Source organism: Rhodoferax sp. LS1R11, from assembly GCF_056521395.1.
Map to the genome: position 1 here is coordinate 133,801 of NZ_JBWMAW010000008.1, position 16,702 is coordinate 150,502.

The window sequence follows — 16,702 nt, forward strand, 5'->3', positions numbered from 1 at the left end:
AGTCAGGCCGAATCAGCCTGATCGAACCTTCATTCAAACTCAGTCGTTGGCGTAAATGTCCACGTCTTTGGTTTCTTTGACAAACAACATGCCGATGACAAAGGTCATACCGGCCACGATGATGGGGTACCACAAGCCGTTGTACATGTTGCCGGTCTGCGCCACGATGGCGAAGGCCGTCGTGGGCAGCAAGCCGCCGAACCAACCGTTACCGATGTGGTAGGGCAAGCTCATCGACGTGTAGCGAATGCGGGTGGGGAACATCTCCACCAGCATGGCGGCAATCGGGCCATACACCATGGTCACGAGGATCACGAGGTAGGTCAGGATGGCAACCACGGTCACTTTGTCAAACTTGGCCATGTCAGCCTTGGCAGGGTAGCCAGCAGTTTTGAGGGCGTCAGCCAAAGACTTCTTGAACGCGTCGCCCTGGGTCTTCGCATCTTCCTTGGACAAGCCTTTGGAGGTGTAGCCCTGGATGACCGTGGTGCCCACGGTGATGCTCGCTGCGGTGCCTGCGGGAGCTTCTGCATTGTCATAGCTCACGGAAGCACTGGCCAGTGCCTGCTTGGCGATGTCGCAAGAGCTGGTGAACTTGACCGTCCCGGTGGGGTTGAACTGGAACGAGCACTCGGCAGGGTTCGCCGTCACGATCACCTTGTTGGCCGCTTGCGCTGCCGCCAGGTCAGGATTGGCGGCCTTGGTCAACGCGGTAAACACCGGAAAGTAAGTCAACACGGCCAGCAGGCAACCCGCCATGATGATCGGCTTGCGGCCGATCTTGTCGGACCAGGCGCCAAACACGATGAAGAACGGTGTCCCGATGATCAGGGAGATCGCCACCATGATGTTGGCGGTTGGGCCGTCCACCTTCAGGGCTTGCGTCAGGAAAAACAAAGCGTAGAACTGCCCCGAGTACCACACCACAGCTTGACCGGCTGTCAAGCCGACCAGAGCCAGGATGACGATTTTCAGATTTTTCCACTGACCGAAGGACTCGCTCAAGGGCGCCTTCGAGGTCTTGCCTTCAGCTTTCATCTTGGTGAAAGCGGGTGACTCATTCATGCTCAAACGGATGTAGACCGACACGGCCAACAGCAGGATGGACACCAGAAATGGCACGCGCCAGCCCCAATCAGCGAACGCGGCTTCACCAATCAAAGTGCGGGTTCCCAGAATCACCATCAGGCTCAGAAACAGGCCCAGAGTGGCCGTGGTCTGAATCCAGGAGGTGTAGGCACCGCGCTTGCCATGTGGCGCGTGCTCGGCCACATAAGTCGCTGCACCGCCGTATTCACCACCGAGTGCCAGACCTTGCAACATGCGCAGGGCAATCAGGATGACGGGGGCCGCTACGCCAATGGTGGCGTAGTTGGGCAGGATACCCACGATGAACGTGGACAAGCCCATGATCAAAATGGTGACCAGGAAGGTGTATTTGCGACCGATCATGTCGCCCAGGCGGCCAAACACCAAAGCACCGAACGGGCGCACGATGAAACCGGCTGCGAACGCGAGCAGCGCAAAAATGAAGGCCGACCCCTCATCAAGTCCGCTAAAGAACTGTTTGGCGATGATGGCGGCCAGTGAGCCGTAAAGATAAAAGTCGTACCACTCAAAAACGGTACCCAACGACGAAGCGAAGATCACCTTCTTTTCTTCGGCGGTCATGGGCCGTGCGGCCGCTGCTGTTGCCATATGTATGTCTCCAATAGTTTCAATAATGGATGCCTTTACAGGCATCTGCGGCGGACTATCAAGCGAGTAACTGACGGGAATCTGACGGAAAACCAGTGCGCCATTCAGCAACTTTTTCTGACTGCCTGCAATTTCAGTAGTAACCCTGAAGCTATTTTTTTCAATGTGAAATTTCTTGCCAAAAACAAGCAAAACATGCAGTTACAAGACGGCTCGGCCAGTATTGAGAAGCATCAAACTTTTTCGATATTTTTTCTACTTTTTTCGACGACCTGAAGATAACCAAGGGTTTTCCCTTGCATTCAACGTAAGGGCTTGGTCAGTCCCTGTTCGCAGAATCTGCTCATGTGTTGTTAACACATTTATTGCAATTCATGCCAACCAACCAAGAGGAGACCCACATGAGTGATCCAGTGGTCGACAAAATCCAGAGCCATCCCAAGTATCTGGAACTTCGCAAAAAACGCAACAGCTTCGGCTGGGCTCTGACGCTGCTGATGATGGTCGTGTACTACGGCTACATCGCGCTGATTGCGTTCAACAAACCCTTCCTGGCGCAGCCCATTGGCGCAGGCGTGACCTCGCTGGGGATTCCCATCGGCATGGGGGTCATTGTTTTCACCATTTTGATCACCGGCATTTATGTGCGCCGGGCCAACAGCGAGTTCGACGACCTGACCGCTGCCATTTTGAAGGACGTTTCCAAATGAAAATAACAAAAGCATCTTGGGTCGCGCTCTCCGCGCTGCTCGCCTCAGGCATGGCACTGGCCGCCGGTGCGGACCTCGGACAGGTTGAGAAGCAACCCACCAACTGGGTCGCCATCAGCATGTTCGCTGGCTTCGTCATCATGACGCTGTTCATCACCAAATGGGCGGCTGCCAAGACCAAGTCAGCCGCTGACTTCTACACCGGCGGTGGCGGCATCACCGGCTTCCAGAATGGCCTGGCCATTGCAGGCGACTACATGTCAGCCGCTTCCTTCCTGGGTATTTCTGCCGCAGTGATGGCCTCGGGCTATGACGGCCTGATCTACTCGATCGGCTTCCTGGTCGGCTGGCCTGTCATCACCTTCCTGATGGCCGAGCGCTTGCGCAACCTCGGCAAATTCACGTTTGCTGACGTCGCCGGTTACCGCTTCCAGCAAAAACCCATCCGCATCTTTGCGGCCTCGGGCACGCTGGTGGTGGTGGCGTTCTACCTGATCGCCCAGATGGTGGGTGCAGGTGCACTGATCAAGCTGCTGTTCGGCCTGGACTACTGGCTGGCCGTGGTGATTGTTGGTGCGTTGATGATGATCTATGTGCTGTTTGGCGGCATGACGGCCACCACCTGGGTGCAGATCATCAAGGCGGTCTTGCTACTGGCCGGCGTGACCTTCATGGCCTTCATGGTGATGTCGAACTACGGCTTCAGTTTTGAAGCGCTGTTTGCAGCGGGTGTGAAGGTCAAGACCCAGCTGGCCATCAATGGCGGCAAGACCGAGGTTGACGCCGCAGCCATTGGCTTGGCCATCATGGGGCCTGGCGGCTTTGTGAAAGACCCGATCTCCGCCATTTCCTTCGGCATGGCGCTGATGTTCGGCACCGCCGGTTTGCCTCACATCCTGATGCGCTTCTTCACCGTGCCAGATGCCAAGCAAGCGCGCAAATCCGTGCTGTGGGCGACCACCTGGATTGGCTACTTCTATGTGCTGATTTTCATCATCGGCTTCGGCGCAATCACCCTTGTGTTGACCAACCCCGAGTTTGCAGACACAGCCAAGGGCATCATCAAGGGCGGTGGCGGCTCGGCCAACATGGCCGCTGTTCTGGTGGCCAAAGCGGTTGGTGGCAATGTCTTCTTCGGCTTCATCTCCGCGGTGGCATTCGCAACCATTCTGGCCGTGGTAGCCGGTCTGACCCTGTCAGGCGCATCCGCTGTCTCGCATGACATCTACGCGACCGTGATCAAGAAGGGCAAGGCCGACAGCGCTTCCGAACTCAAAGTTTCCCGCATGACCACATTGGTGCTGGGCGTGGTGGCCGTGGTGCTCGGCATCGCGTTTGAGAAGCAGAACATCGCGTTCATGGTGTCCTTGGCGTTTGCCATTGCCGCATCGGCCAACTTCCCGGTGCTGTTCATGTCCGTGCTGTGGAAAGACTGCACGACCAAAGGTGCCGTGATTGGTGGCTTTTTGGGTCTGATCTCTTCCGTGGGCCTGACCATCGTGTCACCTTCGGTCTGGGAAGCCACTCTGGGTAACCCCAAAGGTTCCGCCTTGTTCCCCTACACCTCACCTGCGTTGTTCTCGATGACCATTGGTTTTGTCGGCATCTGGCTGTTCTCCATCCTGGATCGCAGCCCCAACGCCGCCAAAGAACGTGCTGCCTTCCCCGCACAGCAAGTACGTTCGGAAACCGGCTACGGAGCTTCGGGCGCCTCTGGCCACTAAGCAACATGCGCCACGCGGGCACTCAGCCCGCGTTGCTCAAAAAAAACCGGGTCATGTGCCCGGTTTTTTTATGCCTGAAAAAAATGTCGTCGTATCAGGCACCGCGCAACTGCCGCAGCTTGATGAACGCCAGCCCGGCCATCACGGCATCATTCAGCGCATCATGGGCTTCGCGCACCGGCAGGCCGAGGTCTCTCATCAAGGTATCAAAACGCAGGTCGATGACGACGCTGCCCTGCTGCTGGTAAGGCGGCAGTTGCCTGAACTTGTAGTCGTAATACAGGGCAGACACTTCAATTTGGGGCTGAGGCAGGCCCTGGCCCAACATGGGAAACAAGGCCCGGTTGAGCATGGCCACATCAAACTCCAGAAAGTAGCCCACCAGCGGGCGGCAGCCAATGAAATGCATCAGGCGCTTCAGGGCCTCGTCAACCGGCAGGCCGCTGGCCACATCACGCTCGCGCAGCCGGTGGATGCGCACGCTGTCGGCAGACACGCCCCGCTCCGGCCGCACCAGCAACTCCAGCCGTTCGCTGGTCATGATGCGGTTGCCCACAATGCGCACCGCCCCAATCGAGATGATCTCGTCTGTGCGCACGTTCAGGCCTGTGGTCTCGCAGTCCAGCGACACCCATTCGTTGTCGGGCGGCGAATCAAACATGAAACGGAACCGAGGGTCACCCAGGTGGTACAGCAGCCACTCGCGCTTGAGAGCGCCCCACCAGCGCGAGGGCGCCAAAGGAGCGCTCATCCCACCGCTTCCAGATGAAAGCGGTGGCGCAGCAAGGCCTTGAAGCGCTTGACCACCCCCAGCGTGTCCTTGAGCAGATCCCGGTCCAGGCTGCTCAGGCGTGCCACGTTGACGGCACCGGTCACTGGCTTGCCGGTGTCCAGCTCTGACAGGCCTACCTTGAGCTTGAGCCCCATGAAGAAGTGCAGGCTGTCGGTCAGGTCAGCGCCCATGGCCGGCTCCAGCTTGCCGTCCGCCATCAGGGCGGCAATACGCCCGGTGGTGCTGGTCTCGGTGATGTGATGCGCCAGCGCCAGGCTGCGCACCCCATGCACCAGCGGAAAGATGCCTTCTTTCTTGAGATTGAGCTGCGGGTCCGCATCGCCCAGGCCCAGCAAGCGGTTCCACCAACCGGTGCTGCTGCCAAAGGAGTCAATGGCCGCGGCAAACCGGCTCAGCATGGCGTCGCTGTCGGTGGCCAGCTTCATCAGTCCGCGCTGCACCTCTTCGAGCAGGTGGGCGTCGCCACAGACGGTGTGCGCGTCCATGAAGATGGCCAGGTTCATCAGGCTGTCGGCGTCGGGCATGATCAGCCACTGGCGCGTCATCTGGCCAAAGTCACTGGCATTCTTGCACCACTGCGGGTTGCTCACCATGATGTGGCCGGGGCATTCGGGGTAACCAAAGTCGGCCAATGCACTGGAAAAACGCAGGCAGATTTCAGACAGCTCGGCGGGCGGCGTGTAGCCATCGCGCAGGATCAGCCCATTGTCCTGGTCGGTCTTCAAAAGCTGCTCGCCACGGCCCTCGCTGCCCATCACAAACAGGCAACTGTTGGCCACCAGGTCAGCCGGGGCGATCAGGTGCCAGGCGCGCTCAAACAACCGGGCGTTGAGCTGCTGCACCAGCTTGGCAATCAGGTTCACGCGCGAGCCGCTGCGGTGCAGCAGCGCCATCATGCGGGTGATCCGGGCGGCGGCCTGGCTCAGGCTGGCGAGGTCTTTCGCCTCCTCGATCTGCACCGTGATCAGGTGCGACTGGTTGGACAGGAAACTGAACAGGTCCAACGCCTCCAGAATGCCCACCACCTGGTCGCCATCGACCACCACCACCCGGTGAACCCGGCGTTTCAGCATCACGGCCATGGCATCGCCCAACTGGTCGGACGGGCGGACTTCAATCAATGAAAAGTTGGCCAGCTCGCCCACCGCCAGCTGATCCAGCGGTCGGCCATCCAGAATGGCGCGTTGCAGCGCGGTGGCGGTAAAGATGCCCAGGCGCGGCGGCTCAACGGTCACATCGCGCACCAGCACGTTGGAGGTGCGTTGTGCCTGAAACAGCTTGACGACCGAGAGGATGTCGGTCGTTGAATCCACAAAATGAGCCGGACGCAAGAACGCCTCGTCCACACGCGACAGGGTGAGCGACTGCAACTCATGCTGGTTTTTGCGTTCGGACAGGGCGCTGAGTTTGTTGCTCAGGTCGGAGAACAGCAGCGCCCCGAAGGTGGCGTTCGAGGCAATCAGGTCACTGACCGCCTGATGCGCCAGCTGGTAGGCCACCACTTCTTCGGCAGCCTGGAAACGGCTGCTGACCTTGCCCGCCACCAGGCTGCGGCCATCAAAACAATCGTCCGGCCCGTAGGTGGTGATCACCTCCTGCCCGTCCAGCTGGGTCACAAAGCCCTTGATGATGACAAACAGGTGCGTGGGGGCGATGCCCACGTCAAGAATGGTCTCGCCCTCGCGAAAGTAGGCCACATCGACGCTGCCCCGGACCAGCCGCTGCTCGTCCGGCGTCAGGCAGTCAAACGGCGAGGCGGAAAAATTGAAGGCATTGGGCATAGATCATCAGATTCAACGCCGGATGCCTTGCGCCACGCTTGCAGGCGCGTCCCATTGCGTGTCGAACCAGGGGTCGCCCGACAGATAAGCCTGCAGCATCGGCAGGGCATCAAAGCCCCAGAACAGCTTGCCATCCACCACCAGGGTGGGCACGCCAAACACACCGAGCGCGATGGCCTCATCGGTGTGGGCTTTGAGCTGGGCCTTGACCGACTCGTCCTGGGGCGACCGGGCGGGCGCCAGTTGCTCGGTCAGGGTCTGCAGGCGGGCCGGGTCGGCCGCGTCCAGCCCGCCATGCCACACATGACGCAGCAGGGTTTCGCACACGTAGCGATTGGGCTGGCCCTGCGGGTTGCTGGCCACTGCCAGGCGCAGGAGTCCGAGTGGATTGAAAGGATGGCTCGCGGGCATCTGCAGCTCAACCTCGTGGGTGTGCGCCTGCCACAGCACCTGGCGGTAAGTCCAGTCGCGCTTGGAGGGCATTTCAGCCGGGCCGAGTTGCCCGTGGTGCTTGAGCAGCGCCGCAAACAGAATGGGCTTGTAGGTCACGCTGTAGCTGTGGCCCATCAAGGCCTCGGGCAGTTTCTCAAACGCCAGATGCGCGTAGGGAGAGATGAAATCCAGGTAAAAGGTGATGTGTTTCATGCGGTACTCCGGCTCGCCCGCTGGCCAATCTGAACCCACAGTGCGCGCTTGGTGGCGTCACTCGCCCCACTCCACTGACCAATCTCGTCAATGGTGCGAAAACAGCCTTCGCACAGCTGGGTGACCGGGTCCATGCGACACACCGAGATACAGGGTGATGGCACATTATGGGCTGCAGCCCCCGCCAGCCGTGCGCGAGCAGCTATCAATTCAGCAGCAGTCTCAGACAACTCCTCCGGGGCGAGTTCCACCACATCCACCACCGGTGCGCCCGAGAGTTGCGCCAACTGTTGCGGATGGAGCTGGAACACGCTGTGCGGGTGGCCCGCTGCGGCCCAAATTTCGTCAAAACGAAACAACTGCTGGTCGATCAGGGTGACCGACTTTGAGGTATGGGCCACAGGCGGCACGCCACCAATTGAAAACCCGGTTTTTTCTTTCACAAACGCGGCGTCGGCCCGGCCCAAGGGCCCGACCAATGCGGCCACTTTTTTCTCGTCCACGCGCAAATCGCCGGAGGTCACGACCAGCACGGCCGCGTCGTCCGACTTGCGGCGAAAGATGATGCTCTTGGCGATTTGCCCCAGCGCCACGCCCAGGGCGTCAGCCGCCTGCCGGGCGGTGCGGGCCGCGTCGTCCAGCATCACCGGCGTGTGGGGATGCCCTTGCGCCTGCAAAACGGCGACGACGCGCTGCACGCCGTCCGGCAGGGGTTTGAGTTCGGCACCACACATGTCAGGATGCCCGTTTGTTGAGGATGGCCGTGGCCGCCCGGGAGTTGGGCTTGCGCCCCAGAAAGTTGCTGATGAACTGGCCCGCGTCAATCAGCTTGTCCAGGTCAATGCCGGTGTCGATGCCCATGCCCTGCAGCAGGTAGACCACGTCTTCGGTCGCCACATTGCCGGTGGCGCCCTTGGCGTACGGGCAGCCGCCCAGACCCGCCACCGAGGTGTCAAACTGCCACACGCCCATCTGCAGGCTGATGAGGGTGTTGGCCAGCGCCTGGCCGTAGGTGTCGTGAAAATGGCCCGACACATCGGCCAGTTCAAAGTGCTGCAGCGTCGCTTCCAGCGCGCGTTGCACCTTGAGCGGGGTGCCCACGCCAATGGTGTCGGCCACGCCCACATGCTGCACGCCAATACCCTTCATGAGCCCGGCCAGATAACCCACCCGCTCGGGTGCAATCTCGCCCTCATAGGGGCAACCCACCGTGCAGGACATGGCGCCGCGCACATAGATACCGGCTGCGCGGGCCGCCTGCACCACAGGCGCAAAACGCTCGATGCTCTCGGCGATCGAGCAGTTGATGTTGCGCTGGCTGAAAGCCTCGCTGGCCGCGCCAAACACCACGATCTCATCGGGCTGTGACTTCAGCGCCGCCTCAAACCCCTGCAGGTTGGGCGTGAGCACCGAGTAGCGCACGCCGGCTTTGCGCTGGATACCGGCCATTACCTCGGCGTTGTCGGCCATTTGCGGCACCCATTTGGGCGACACAAAACTGGTGACCTCAATCTCGGTGAGGCCTGCGTCCTGCAGGCGGTGCACCAGCTCGATCTTGATGGCGGCGGGGACCGCCTGTTTTTCATTCTGCAGGCCGTCGCGCGGGCCGACATCGACCAGTTTGACTCGGGTGGGGAGGCTCATCCAGGGTTCCTTCAAGTATGCAATGGTGGCGAGGTTCAATAGCCACGCAGGGGGTCCACGATACCGGCAATCGGCTCGCCGCGTTGCAGCGCGCCGATCTTGCCCGCGATCTGGGCAATGCTTTCTTCGCGCAAGGTGCGCGCCGAGGTGTGCGGCGTGATCGTGATGTGGGGATGCAGCCAGAACGGATGCGCGGCAGGCAGCGGCTCAGTGCGAAACACGTCCAGCGTGGCGCCCGCCAGATGGCCGCTGTCAATCAGGGCGATCAGGTCCTCGTCCACCAGGTGCGCACCGCGGGCCACGTTGATCACAAAGCCCCCCGGCTGCAGGCGTGACAGGGTCTCGCGGTTCATGATGCCCTGGGTGTCGGGCGTGAGCGGCAGCAGGTTGACCAGCACGCGGCTGGCGGCCAGAAAGTCGTTGAACTGCGCTGCGCCCGCAAAACCGCGGACACCCGCCAGCGTTTTGGCGCTGCGGCTCCAGCCATTGACCGGAAACTCGAACACGCCCAGCGCCTTCGCCACCCGCTCGCCCAGCACGCCCAGCCCCATCACGCCCACCGCAAAAGCGGCCCGGCTGCGCGGCTTGCGGTACGACCATTTGCCCACCTTCATGTCGGCCTCGTAGCCGTCAAACTCGCGGAAGTGACGGATGACGGCGTGGCACACGTACTCGGCCATTTGCACCGACATGCCCGCATCATCGAGCCGCACCACCGTGGCGTGCTGCGGCAGACGCAGCTTCAGCAGCGCGTCCACCCCGGCCCCGATGTTGAACACCCCTTTGAGTTGCGGCTGTTCGTCAAAAAACTGCTGGGGCGGCGCCCACACCACGGCATGGTCGGCGGGCGATGCGCCGGGTTGCCAGAGGTCCACCCGGGCAGCGGGCAAAGCGGCGCGCAGGCCCGCCAGCCACGGATCGGCCTGGGTGTCGGTACAACAAAAAGTGATTTTCATGGGCGCCAAGCGTACACGGACTCTACGGCGCGCATCGCTGTCAAGGCGAGCCTCAGGCCACCAGCTTGAGCAACTCCGCCCCTTCGGTCACCTGGTCACCAGGCGCGTAGAGCAACTCGGCCACCACGCCGTCCATGGGCGCGGCAATGGTGTGCTCCATCTTCATGGCGTCCATCACGGCCAGCGCCTGGCCTTTGGTGACCTTGTCGCCCGCCTTCACGGCAAACGACACCACCTTGCCCGGCATCGGCGCCGTCAGGCGGCCACCTTCGACCTGCGCATCCCCGGCATGGGCGAGCGCATCAATTGCTACTATTTGTGTAGCGCCTTGCGCAGTGAATACATGGGCTACAGCCCCATTGATATAAACATTCACAATCTGGCGCTGTGATCCCAGGCGCACGTCAATCCCCGGGGTCGCCGGGCCAAACGAGAACACCGCCGGTTCTCCCGCCACGTCCAGTTGCAACGCGCCGTCGTGCAGCGTGGTCATTTGCACCACGTGCACCACGCCCTGAAACTCGTAGTCAAACCGGCGGGTGCTGGGTCCGTGTGAGCGCCAGCCATCGCGTCGTGCCCACGGGTCCAGCCACACCACGCGGCTGCCCACCTGGGCTTCTTCCGCCTGTTCCTGCAGCAGCGTGTGGGCAATGGCCCCGGCCACGGCCAGGCTCAAACCGACTTTTTCCTGCTTGAACAGCACGGCCTCTTCCCGCGGAATCAGCCCGGTATCGAGATCGGCCTGCGCAAACGAGCGGCTCTGCACCACATTGCGCAAGAACTGCACGTTGGTGTTGAGCCCCACGATGTGCGTTTGGGCCAGTGCCGTGTCCAGCCTTGAGAGGGCTTGCTCGCGCGTGTCGCCATGCACGATCAGCTTGGCCACCATGGAGTCGTAAAACGGCGAGATCGGATCCCCCTCGCGCACGCCAGAGTCCACGCGCACGCCGCCGCTGTTGCGCGCAAAGGTCACGCAGTCCGGCAAGCCGTACACATGCAGGGTGCCGGTGGCGGGCAAAAAGTTGTTGTCCGGGCTTTCGGCGCAAATGCGCGCCTCGATGGCGTGGCCGGTGATCTTGAGCTGGTCCTGCGCCAACGGGAGCGGCTCGCCCGACGCCACGCGCAGTTGCCACTCCACCAGATCCTGCCCGGTGATGGCCTCGGTCACGGGGTGCTCCACCTGCAGCCGGGTGTTCATCTCCATGAAGAAAAAGATCATCGAGCCATCCGGCTTTTGCTCGACGATGAACTCCACCGTGCCCGCGCCGACGTAGTTGACGGCCCGGGCCGCCGCCACCGCGGCCTCGCCCATCTCTTTGCGAAACGCGGGCGTCATGCCCGGCGCGGGCGCTTCTTCCAGCACCTTCTGATGGCGGCGCTGCACCGAGCAATCGCGCTCAAACAGGTACACGTAGTTGCCCAAGGTGTCGCCAAACACCTGAATCTCGATGTGGCGCGGACGCTGCACATATTTCTCGATCAGCACCGCGTCATCGCCAAAGCTGTTGATGGCCTCGCGCTGGCAACTGGCCAGCGCGGCGGCAAAGTCTTCCGACCGGTCCACCGCCCGCATGCCTTTGCCGCCGCCGCCCGCGCTGGCTTTGATCAGGACCGGATAACCGATGCTGTCGGCCTCGCGCTGCAGCAGTGCCGGGTCCTGGTCCTCCCCGTGGTAACCCGGCACCAGCGGCACGCCCGCCAGGTTCATCAACCGTTTGGACTCGGCCTTGAGCCCCATGGCCTGGATGCTGGACGGCAGCGGGCCGATGAACACCAGACCGGCGTCCGCGCAGGCTTGCGCAAACTCGACGTTTTCGCTCAAGAAACCATACCCGGGATGAACCGCCTGCGCGCCCGTGGCCTGGGCCGCAGCAATGATTTTTTCCCAGCGCAGGTAACTGTCTTTGGGCGCACTGCCGCCAATGTAGACCGCCTCGTCACACACGCTCACGTGTTTGGCGTTGGCATCCGCATCGGAGTACACCGCCACGGTTTTGATGGCCAGGCGCCGGGCCGTGGCTGCCACGCGACAGGCGATCTCGCCCCGGTTGGCAATGAGGATTTTGTTGAACATGTTGTGTCTACCTGAGTTGAGTCAATTGCGTGCCGCCAAACCAAGCCCTGATGCGACGCAGCAGCGCTTTGAAAAACCTCATCAGCACCACCAGCAAGGCGATGCTGATGACCAGAACGATGGCCAGCGCGATGCCAAAAGCAAGCGGATGCTGGGTGGCCAGCCACAGGGCCGCCACGACCAGCCCGTCTTCCAACAGGCTGACCAGAATATTGGAGAACGGCTCGGGCGAGGTGTTGACCGCCGCCCGCGTGCTGACCTTGATGGCGTACGACGTGGCCGCCAGCGAGCCGCCCAGCAGCCCCGCCACCAAGCCCAGGGTGGCGTTGTCCGCCCCAAAAACACCGGCCGCCAACGCGGCACCGCCCGGCACGCGAATGACCGAGTGCACCAGGTCCCACAAGGAATCCAGCCCGGGTATCTTGTCGGCAAAAAACTCGATGAACAGCATGAAACCGCTGCCCAACAGCACGGCCGGGTGCTGCAACACCGACAAGCCCGGCGGCAAGGGCAGCCAGCCCAGCCAACCGGCCAGCCCGGTCATGAACACCACGGCATACAGCCGCAAACCACTGGCCCATCCCAACACGCCAGCCAAGGCCAGCAGTTGGGCCATGTCCAGGCCGTGCGCGCTGCCCTGCGCCGCGCTGGAGAGGGATTGCCAGAATTGAAGCAAGGTGTCCATGATGACGTGCGACAACTCGCCTATTGCGCGACAGGCGTCACAGCCCGCACGCTGGTCAAAGCGGCATTGACAGGCGCTTTCACCCAGACGACGGCACCATTGACGGCGTAAAGCTTGCAAGCTTGTTTGGCCGCTTTTTCACACGACACCAAGACCCGCTCAGTGGGGTCCGTGGGCAAGGTCTGATCCGCCGGTTTCAGACTCCAGGCATGCCCAAAAAAGCCATTCGTCGACACCGCAAATGCGCGGGGCGTTGGTTTGGTCAGCCATTCACGGTAAGCCGCCCGGCCCTTGTCACCCAGGTAGGGGATGGCGTCAACGTCGTCAATATTGGCAAATCCCGAGGCCGTGTAACCGACCGGTGCAGATGGACTGGCCAATGCGAGGGGTAGTGCGGATGCACCGACCACGGCGACTCTCGGCGCGCTTTGGGGGAGCGGCGCATCCGCGGAAATCATGATCGGCGCCGCAGGAGCCGCCAACCGGGCCGGGGCCTTGGTTTTCGACACATTCGCTGCACTGGTCGACCCCATCAACTCACTCACGGTCAACTCGGCGAATTTGTCATAAAGCCAGGTCATGCGCGTGCCATCCTGACCGCCACCCCAACCGCCCAGGCCGTAAGAAGCACTGATCTTGAACGAATGCAGGGTTCGCCCCCGCGCATCCAGAACCTGCACATGCCCATCGATGGAGTCCGTGCCCGCCATGACGCCGAAAAGCACCGCACTGACAGCGGAGCGAACCCGAAATTCATCAATCGTCACATTGACTTTGTACGCGGCGTCTGATTTCAACAAACCGTTGCCGTCCAGACGGCGCTGCAAGTACCCGGCCAACTCCTGTGCATTGAATTGCGGATTGTCGACCTGCAACCGCCGGGCTTGATCGGTCATCACCAGCTCCATCATGCTGTAGCTCGCACCCACCAGTTTGGCATGCCCGTTAGCGCTACCCGCGTCGCGCTGTACGGTACCCGCACATCCACTCAACCCCACAGCAGCCAGCCAAGCCAGCGTGATCAGCAATACCCGCATTGAATTCCCCTTTGAAAAGGACTACATCCTAAACACACCAAACTTCGTTTCCGGGATCGGCGCATTGAGCGATGCACTCAAGCCCAGCGCCAGCACGCGGCGGGTGTCCGCGGGGTCGATCACGCCGTCGTCCCACAGGCGGGCGGTGGCGAAATAGGGGTGGCCTTGCTCTTCGTACTGGCGGCGAATCGGCGCCTTGAAGGCTTCTTCTTCCTCGATGCTCCAGGCGCCTCCCTTGAGCTCAATGCCGTCGCGCTTGACGGTGGCCAGCACGCTGGCCGCCTGCTCGCCGCCCATGACCGAGATGCGGGCGTTGGGCCACATCCACAAGAAACGGGGGCTGAAGGCACGGCCGCACATGCCGTAGTTGCCCGCGCCAAAGCTGCCGCCAATGATGATGGTGAACTTCGGCACTGCTGCGGTGGCCACGGCGGTCACCATCTTGGCGCCGTTGCGCGCAATGCCTTCGTTCTCGTACTTGCGCCCGACCATGAAGCCGGTGATGTTCTGCAAAAAAACCAGCGGAATCTTGCGCTGGCAGCACAGCTCGATGAAGTGCGCACCCTTCAGGGCCGACTCGCTGAACAAAATGCCGTTGTTGGCGATGATGCCCACCGGCATACCCTCAATATGGGCAAAGCCGGTCACCAGCGTGGCGCCATAACGCGGCTTGAACTCGTGGAACTCGGACTCGTCCACGATGCGGGCAATGATCTCGCGCACATCAAACGGTTTGCGAGTGTCGACCGGAATCACGCCGTACAACTCCTCTGCTGCAAATTTAGGAGCAACAGGCGCTTGTACAGCGGGCGCCAGCACCTTCTTTTGGTTCAAATGCGACACTGCTTGCCGCGCCAGCGCCAAGGCGTGCAGGTCGCTCTGCGCCAGGTGATCGGCCACGCCGGACAGGCGCGTGTGCACATCACCACCGCCCAGGTCTTCGGCCGTGACCACCTCCCCCGTGGCGGCCTTCACCAGCGGCGGACCGCCCAGAAAAATCGTGCCCTGGTTCTTGACGATGATGGTCTCATCGCTCATGGCGGGCACGTAGGCACCACCGGCCGTGCAACTGCCCATCACCACGGCAATCTGCGAGATGCCCTCGGCACTCATGGTGGCCTGGTTGAAGAAGATGCGTCCGAAATGGTCGCGGTCCGGAAACACCTCGTCCTGGTTCGGCAAATTGGCACCGCCCGAGTCCACCAGGTAGATACAGGGCAGGCGGTTTTGCTGCGCCACCTCTTGCGCCCGCAAGTGCTTCTTGACCGTGAGCGGGTAGTAAGTGCCGCCTTTGACCGTGGCGTCGTTGCACACAATCATGCAGTCCACGCCGCTCACCCGGCCAATGCCCACAATGACACCCGCGCAGGGCGCGCTGTCGGAGCCATCACGGTCGGGGTACATGCCCATGGCAGCCAACGGCGACAGCTCCAGAAACGGCGTGCCGGGGTCCAGCAGCATCTGCACCCGGTCCCGCGGCAACAGCTTGCCGCGACCGGTGTGCTTGGCGCGGGCGGCGTCGCCGCCACCCAAGGCCACCTTGGCAATCTGGACGTTGAGGTCATCTACCAGCGCCTGCATGGCGGTGGCATTGGCCTGGAAATCGGCAGAGCGGGCGTTGAGTTTGGTATCAAGAACGGACATGGGGTTCTCTCTGAAGTTCAATAACGGCAGCGGGTTGGTGCGCCATTGTGTACCCCGAAGCATAGAAGCGCCAGGGAATTTCCGGATGCCTCACAGGTTGCAAATCGTGCCATATGGAAAGATACTCTGAGCCATGCCAACGTCCACACCTGCCTCCCTCAACACGACCATCCGTGACCCAACGGGCATTGCCGCGACACCCATTGCATTTGTGGGCGCCATTATGGAGGCCTATGCACGTCAGGGAAAAAGCCCTGAACAGGCCCTCGCGCTGGCACAAATCACGCCACCCAGCCTGATGAATCCGGCATCGCGCATCACCGCCGCGCAAATGGAACGCATCTCCGGTGCCGCCATGCAGGAGTTGGACGACGAGGCGCTGGGCTGGTTCAGCCGCCGCCTGCCCTGGGGCAGCTACGGCATGCTGGTGCGCGCCTCCATCAGCGCGCCCACGCTGGGCGTGGCGCTGCAACGCTGGTGCCGCCACCACCGGCTGATTGCCGACGACATCACCTGCCAACTCAGCGTGACCGGCGACCAGGCCAGGCTGGCCATCACCGAGCACCGCGACTTGGGCACCCTGCGCGAGTTTTGCCTGGTCTCGGTGCTGCGCAACGTCCATGGCGTGGCCTGCTGGCTGATTGACTCACGCATCCCGCTGAAAAGCGCGCAGTTTCCGTATGCCGCACCGCCCCACGCCGAGGTGTACGGCGTGCTGTTCTCCAGCCCCACCGCGTTTGACACCTCACCGGCAGGCATCTGCTTCGATGCGCGCTACCTGGCCTTGCCACTGCGGCGCGACGAACACGCGTTGCAGCAGATGCTGCAACGCGCCCTGCCGTTGACCGTGCGCCAGTACCGGCGCGACCGCCTGCTGGTGCAGCGCGTGCGCCAGGCGCTGGTGGCCCACCCGGCGGACACCCACAGCGCCGACGACCTGGCCACCCTGCTGCATGTGTCGCCCCGCACCCTGCACCGCCAGTTGAAAGACGAAGGCGCCTCCCTGCAGGCGCTGAAAGACGACGTGCGCCAGAGCCGTGCGCGCGAGTTGCTGCTGCGTACCGCACGGCCGGTCAAACAAGTGGCGCAGGCGGCGGGGTTTCAGAATGAAAAAAGTTTTATCCGGGCGTTCAAGAGCTGGACAGGAAAGTCTCCGGCGGAGTTCCGGCGCTTGGGTTGAGTCATTTCCCTCCCGCGCCCTAGCACAACTCGCCCACCCGACACTGCACAAATTTTGTGGATAACTTTGTGCAGCAGCCCCGGAACAACCGTGCCAAAGCCTTGTCTGGCGCGGCCTGCAGCACGGTGCCT

14 protein-coding genes are annotated in these 16,702 nt (G+C 61.9%); 3 read left to right on the top strand and 11 right to left on the bottom strand.

The window, feature by feature from the left end; genetic code table 11:
• Positions 1-39 precede the first annotated feature (39 nt).
• Positions 40-1,698, bottom strand: a complete 1,659-nt coding sequence (locus AC097N_RS11620) for an MFS transporter (protein WP_479581177.1) — start codon at positions 1,696-1,698, stop codon at positions 40-42.
• A 401-nt stretch (positions 1,699-2,099) separates the two neighbouring features.
• Between AC097N_RS11620 and AC097N_RS11625 the strand changes: the two genes are divergently transcribed.
• Both AC097N_RS11625 and AC097N_RS11630 read left to right on the top strand, forming a co-directional pair.
• On the top strand, positions 2,100-2,408 hold the full coding sequence (locus tag AC097N_RS11625; protein WP_479581178.1) for a DUF485 domain-containing protein: 309 nt from the start codon (positions 2,100-2,102) through the stop codon (positions 2,406-2,408).
• Entirely contained in the window at positions 2,405-4,132 is a 1,728-nt protein-coding gene (locus AC097N_RS11630) for a cation acetate symporter (RefSeq protein WP_479581179.1), read from the top strand. The genes AC097N_RS11625 and AC097N_RS11630 overlap by 4 nt, the downstream gene beginning before the upstream one ends.
• 94 nt (positions 4,133-4,226) lie before the next feature.
• Here the strand turns inward: AC097N_RS11630 and AC097N_RS11635 are convergent, their stop codons facing one another.
• From AC097N_RS11635 to AC097N_RS11680, 10 genes are read right to left on the bottom strand one after another with little or no spacing between them, the layout of a single operon-like run.
• Positions 4,227-4,883 (bottom strand): 3'-5' exonuclease, encoded by a 657-nt coding sequence (locus AC097N_RS11635; protein WP_479581180.1) that lies wholly within the window; start codon positions 4,881-4,883, stop codon positions 4,227-4,229.
• Entirely contained in the window at positions 4,880-6,706 is a 1,827-nt protein-coding gene (locus tag AC097N_RS11640) for a DUF294 nucleotidyltransferase-like domain-containing protein (RefSeq protein ID WP_479581181.1), read from the bottom strand. Before AC097N_RS11640 ends, AC097N_RS11635 begins: the two co-directional genes overlap by 4 nt.
• 12 nt (positions 6,707-6,718) lie before the next feature.
• Positions 6,719-7,351 (bottom strand): DsbA family protein, encoded by a 633-nt coding sequence (locus tag AC097N_RS11645; RefSeq protein WP_479581182.1) that lies wholly within the window; start codon positions 7,349-7,351, stop codon positions 6,719-6,721.
• Complete coding sequence (locus AC097N_RS11650) at positions 7,348-8,085, bottom strand: YbaK/EbsC family protein (protein ID WP_479581183.1); 738 nt, start codon at positions 8,083-8,085, stop codon at positions 7,348-7,350. Before AC097N_RS11650 ends, AC097N_RS11645 begins: the two co-directional genes overlap by 4 nt.
• A gap of 1 nt (position 8,086) precedes the next feature.
• A complete protein-coding gene (locus AC097N_RS11655; RefSeq protein WP_479581184.1) occupies positions 8,087-8,995 on the bottom strand; it encodes a hydroxymethylglutaryl-CoA lyase in 909 nt (302 codons plus the stop codon).
• Positions 8,996-9,030: 35 nt separating this feature from the next.
• Entirely contained in the window at positions 9,031-9,951 is a 921-nt protein-coding gene (locus AC097N_RS11660) for a 2-hydroxyacid dehydrogenase (protein WP_479581185.1), read from the bottom strand.
• Between the two features lie 52 nt (positions 9,952-10,003).
• Positions 10,004-12,025, bottom strand: coding sequence for an ATP-binding protein (locus tag AC097N_RS11665; RefSeq protein WP_479581186.1), 2,022 nt, complete (start codon positions 12,023-12,025; stop codon positions 10,004-10,006).
• Positions 12,026-12,032: 7 nt separating this feature from the next.
• Positions 12,033-12,710 (bottom strand): DUF4126 domain-containing protein, encoded by a 678-nt coding sequence (locus tag AC097N_RS11670; protein WP_479581187.1) that lies wholly within the window; start codon positions 12,708-12,710, stop codon positions 12,033-12,035.
• Positions 12,711-12,730: 20 nt separating this feature from the next.
• On the bottom strand, positions 12,731-13,747 hold the full coding sequence (locus AC097N_RS11675; protein WP_479581188.1) for a DUF4410 domain-containing protein: 1,017 nt from the start codon (positions 13,745-13,747) through the stop codon (positions 12,731-12,733).
• A gap of 21 nt (positions 13,748-13,768) precedes the next feature.
• Positions 13,769-15,391, bottom strand: coding sequence for a carboxyl transferase domain-containing protein (locus AC097N_RS11680; protein WP_479581189.1), 1,623 nt, complete (start codon positions 15,389-15,391; stop codon positions 13,769-13,771).
• Positions 15,392-15,524: 133 nt separating this feature from the next.
• On the opposite strand from AC097N_RS11680, the gene AC097N_RS11685 reads away from it, so the two are divergent.
• On the top strand, positions 15,525-16,571 hold the full coding sequence (locus AC097N_RS11685; protein WP_479581190.1) for an AraC family transcriptional regulator ligand-binding domain-containing protein: 1,047 nt from the start codon (positions 15,525-15,527) through the stop codon (positions 16,569-16,571).
• Positions 16,572-16,702 lie beyond the last annotated feature (131 nt).

What these genes read in the sequence shown, in the direction of transcription:
- AC097N_RS11620 (WP_479581177.1), bottom strand. Translation starts at nt 1,698, where the DNA reads ATGGCAACAGCAGCGGCCGCACGGCCCATGACCGCCGAAGAAAAGAAG.
- AC097N_RS11625 (WP_479581178.1), top strand. Translation starts at nt 2,100, where the DNA reads ATGAGTGATCCAGTGGTCGACAAAATCCAGAGCCATCCCAAGTATCTG.
- AC097N_RS11630 (WP_479581179.1), top strand. Translation starts at nt 2,405, where the DNA reads ATGAAAATAACAAAAGCATCTTGGGTCGCGCTCTCCGCGCTGCTCGCC.
- AC097N_RS11635 (WP_479581180.1), bottom strand. Translation starts at nt 4,883, where the DNA reads ATGAGCGCTCCTTTGGCGCCCTCGCGCTGGTGGGGCGCTCTCAAGCGC.
- AC097N_RS11640 (WP_479581181.1), bottom strand. Translation starts at nt 6,706, where the DNA reads ATGCCCAATGCCTTCAATTTTTCCGCCTCGCCGTTTGACTGCCTGACG.
- AC097N_RS11645 (WP_479581182.1), bottom strand. Translation starts at nt 7,351, where the DNA reads ATGAAACACATCACCTTTTACCTGGATTTCATCTCTCCCTACGCGCAT.
- AC097N_RS11650 (WP_479581183.1), bottom strand. Translation starts at nt 8,085, where the DNA reads ATGTGTGGTGCCGAACTCAAACCCCTGCCGGACGGCGTGCAGCGCGTC.
- AC097N_RS11655 (WP_479581184.1), bottom strand. Translation starts at nt 8,995, where the DNA reads ATGAGCCTCCCCACCCGAGTCAAACTGGTCGATGTCGGCCCGCGCGAC.
- AC097N_RS11660 (WP_479581185.1), bottom strand. Translation starts at nt 9,951, where the DNA reads ATGAAAATCACTTTTTGTTGTACCGACACCCAGGCCGATCCGTGGCTG.
- AC097N_RS11665 (WP_479581186.1), bottom strand. Translation starts at nt 12,025, where the DNA reads ATGTTCAACAAAATCCTCATTGCCAACCGGGGCGAGATCGCCTGTCGC.
- AC097N_RS11670 (WP_479581187.1), bottom strand. Translation starts at nt 12,710, where the DNA reads ATGGACACCTTGCTTCAATTCTGGCAATCCCTCTCCAGCGCGGCGCAG.
- AC097N_RS11675 (WP_479581188.1), bottom strand. Translation starts at nt 13,747, where the DNA reads ATGCGGGTATTGCTGATCACGCTGGCTTGGCTGGCTGCTGTGGGGTTG.
- AC097N_RS11680 (WP_479581189.1), bottom strand. Translation starts at nt 15,391, where the DNA reads ATGTCCGTTCTTGATACCAAACTCAACGCCCGCTCTGCCGATTTCCAG.
- AC097N_RS11685 (WP_479581190.1), top strand. Translation starts at nt 15,525, where the DNA reads ATGCCAACGTCCACACCTGCCTCCCTCAACACGACCATCCGTGACCCA.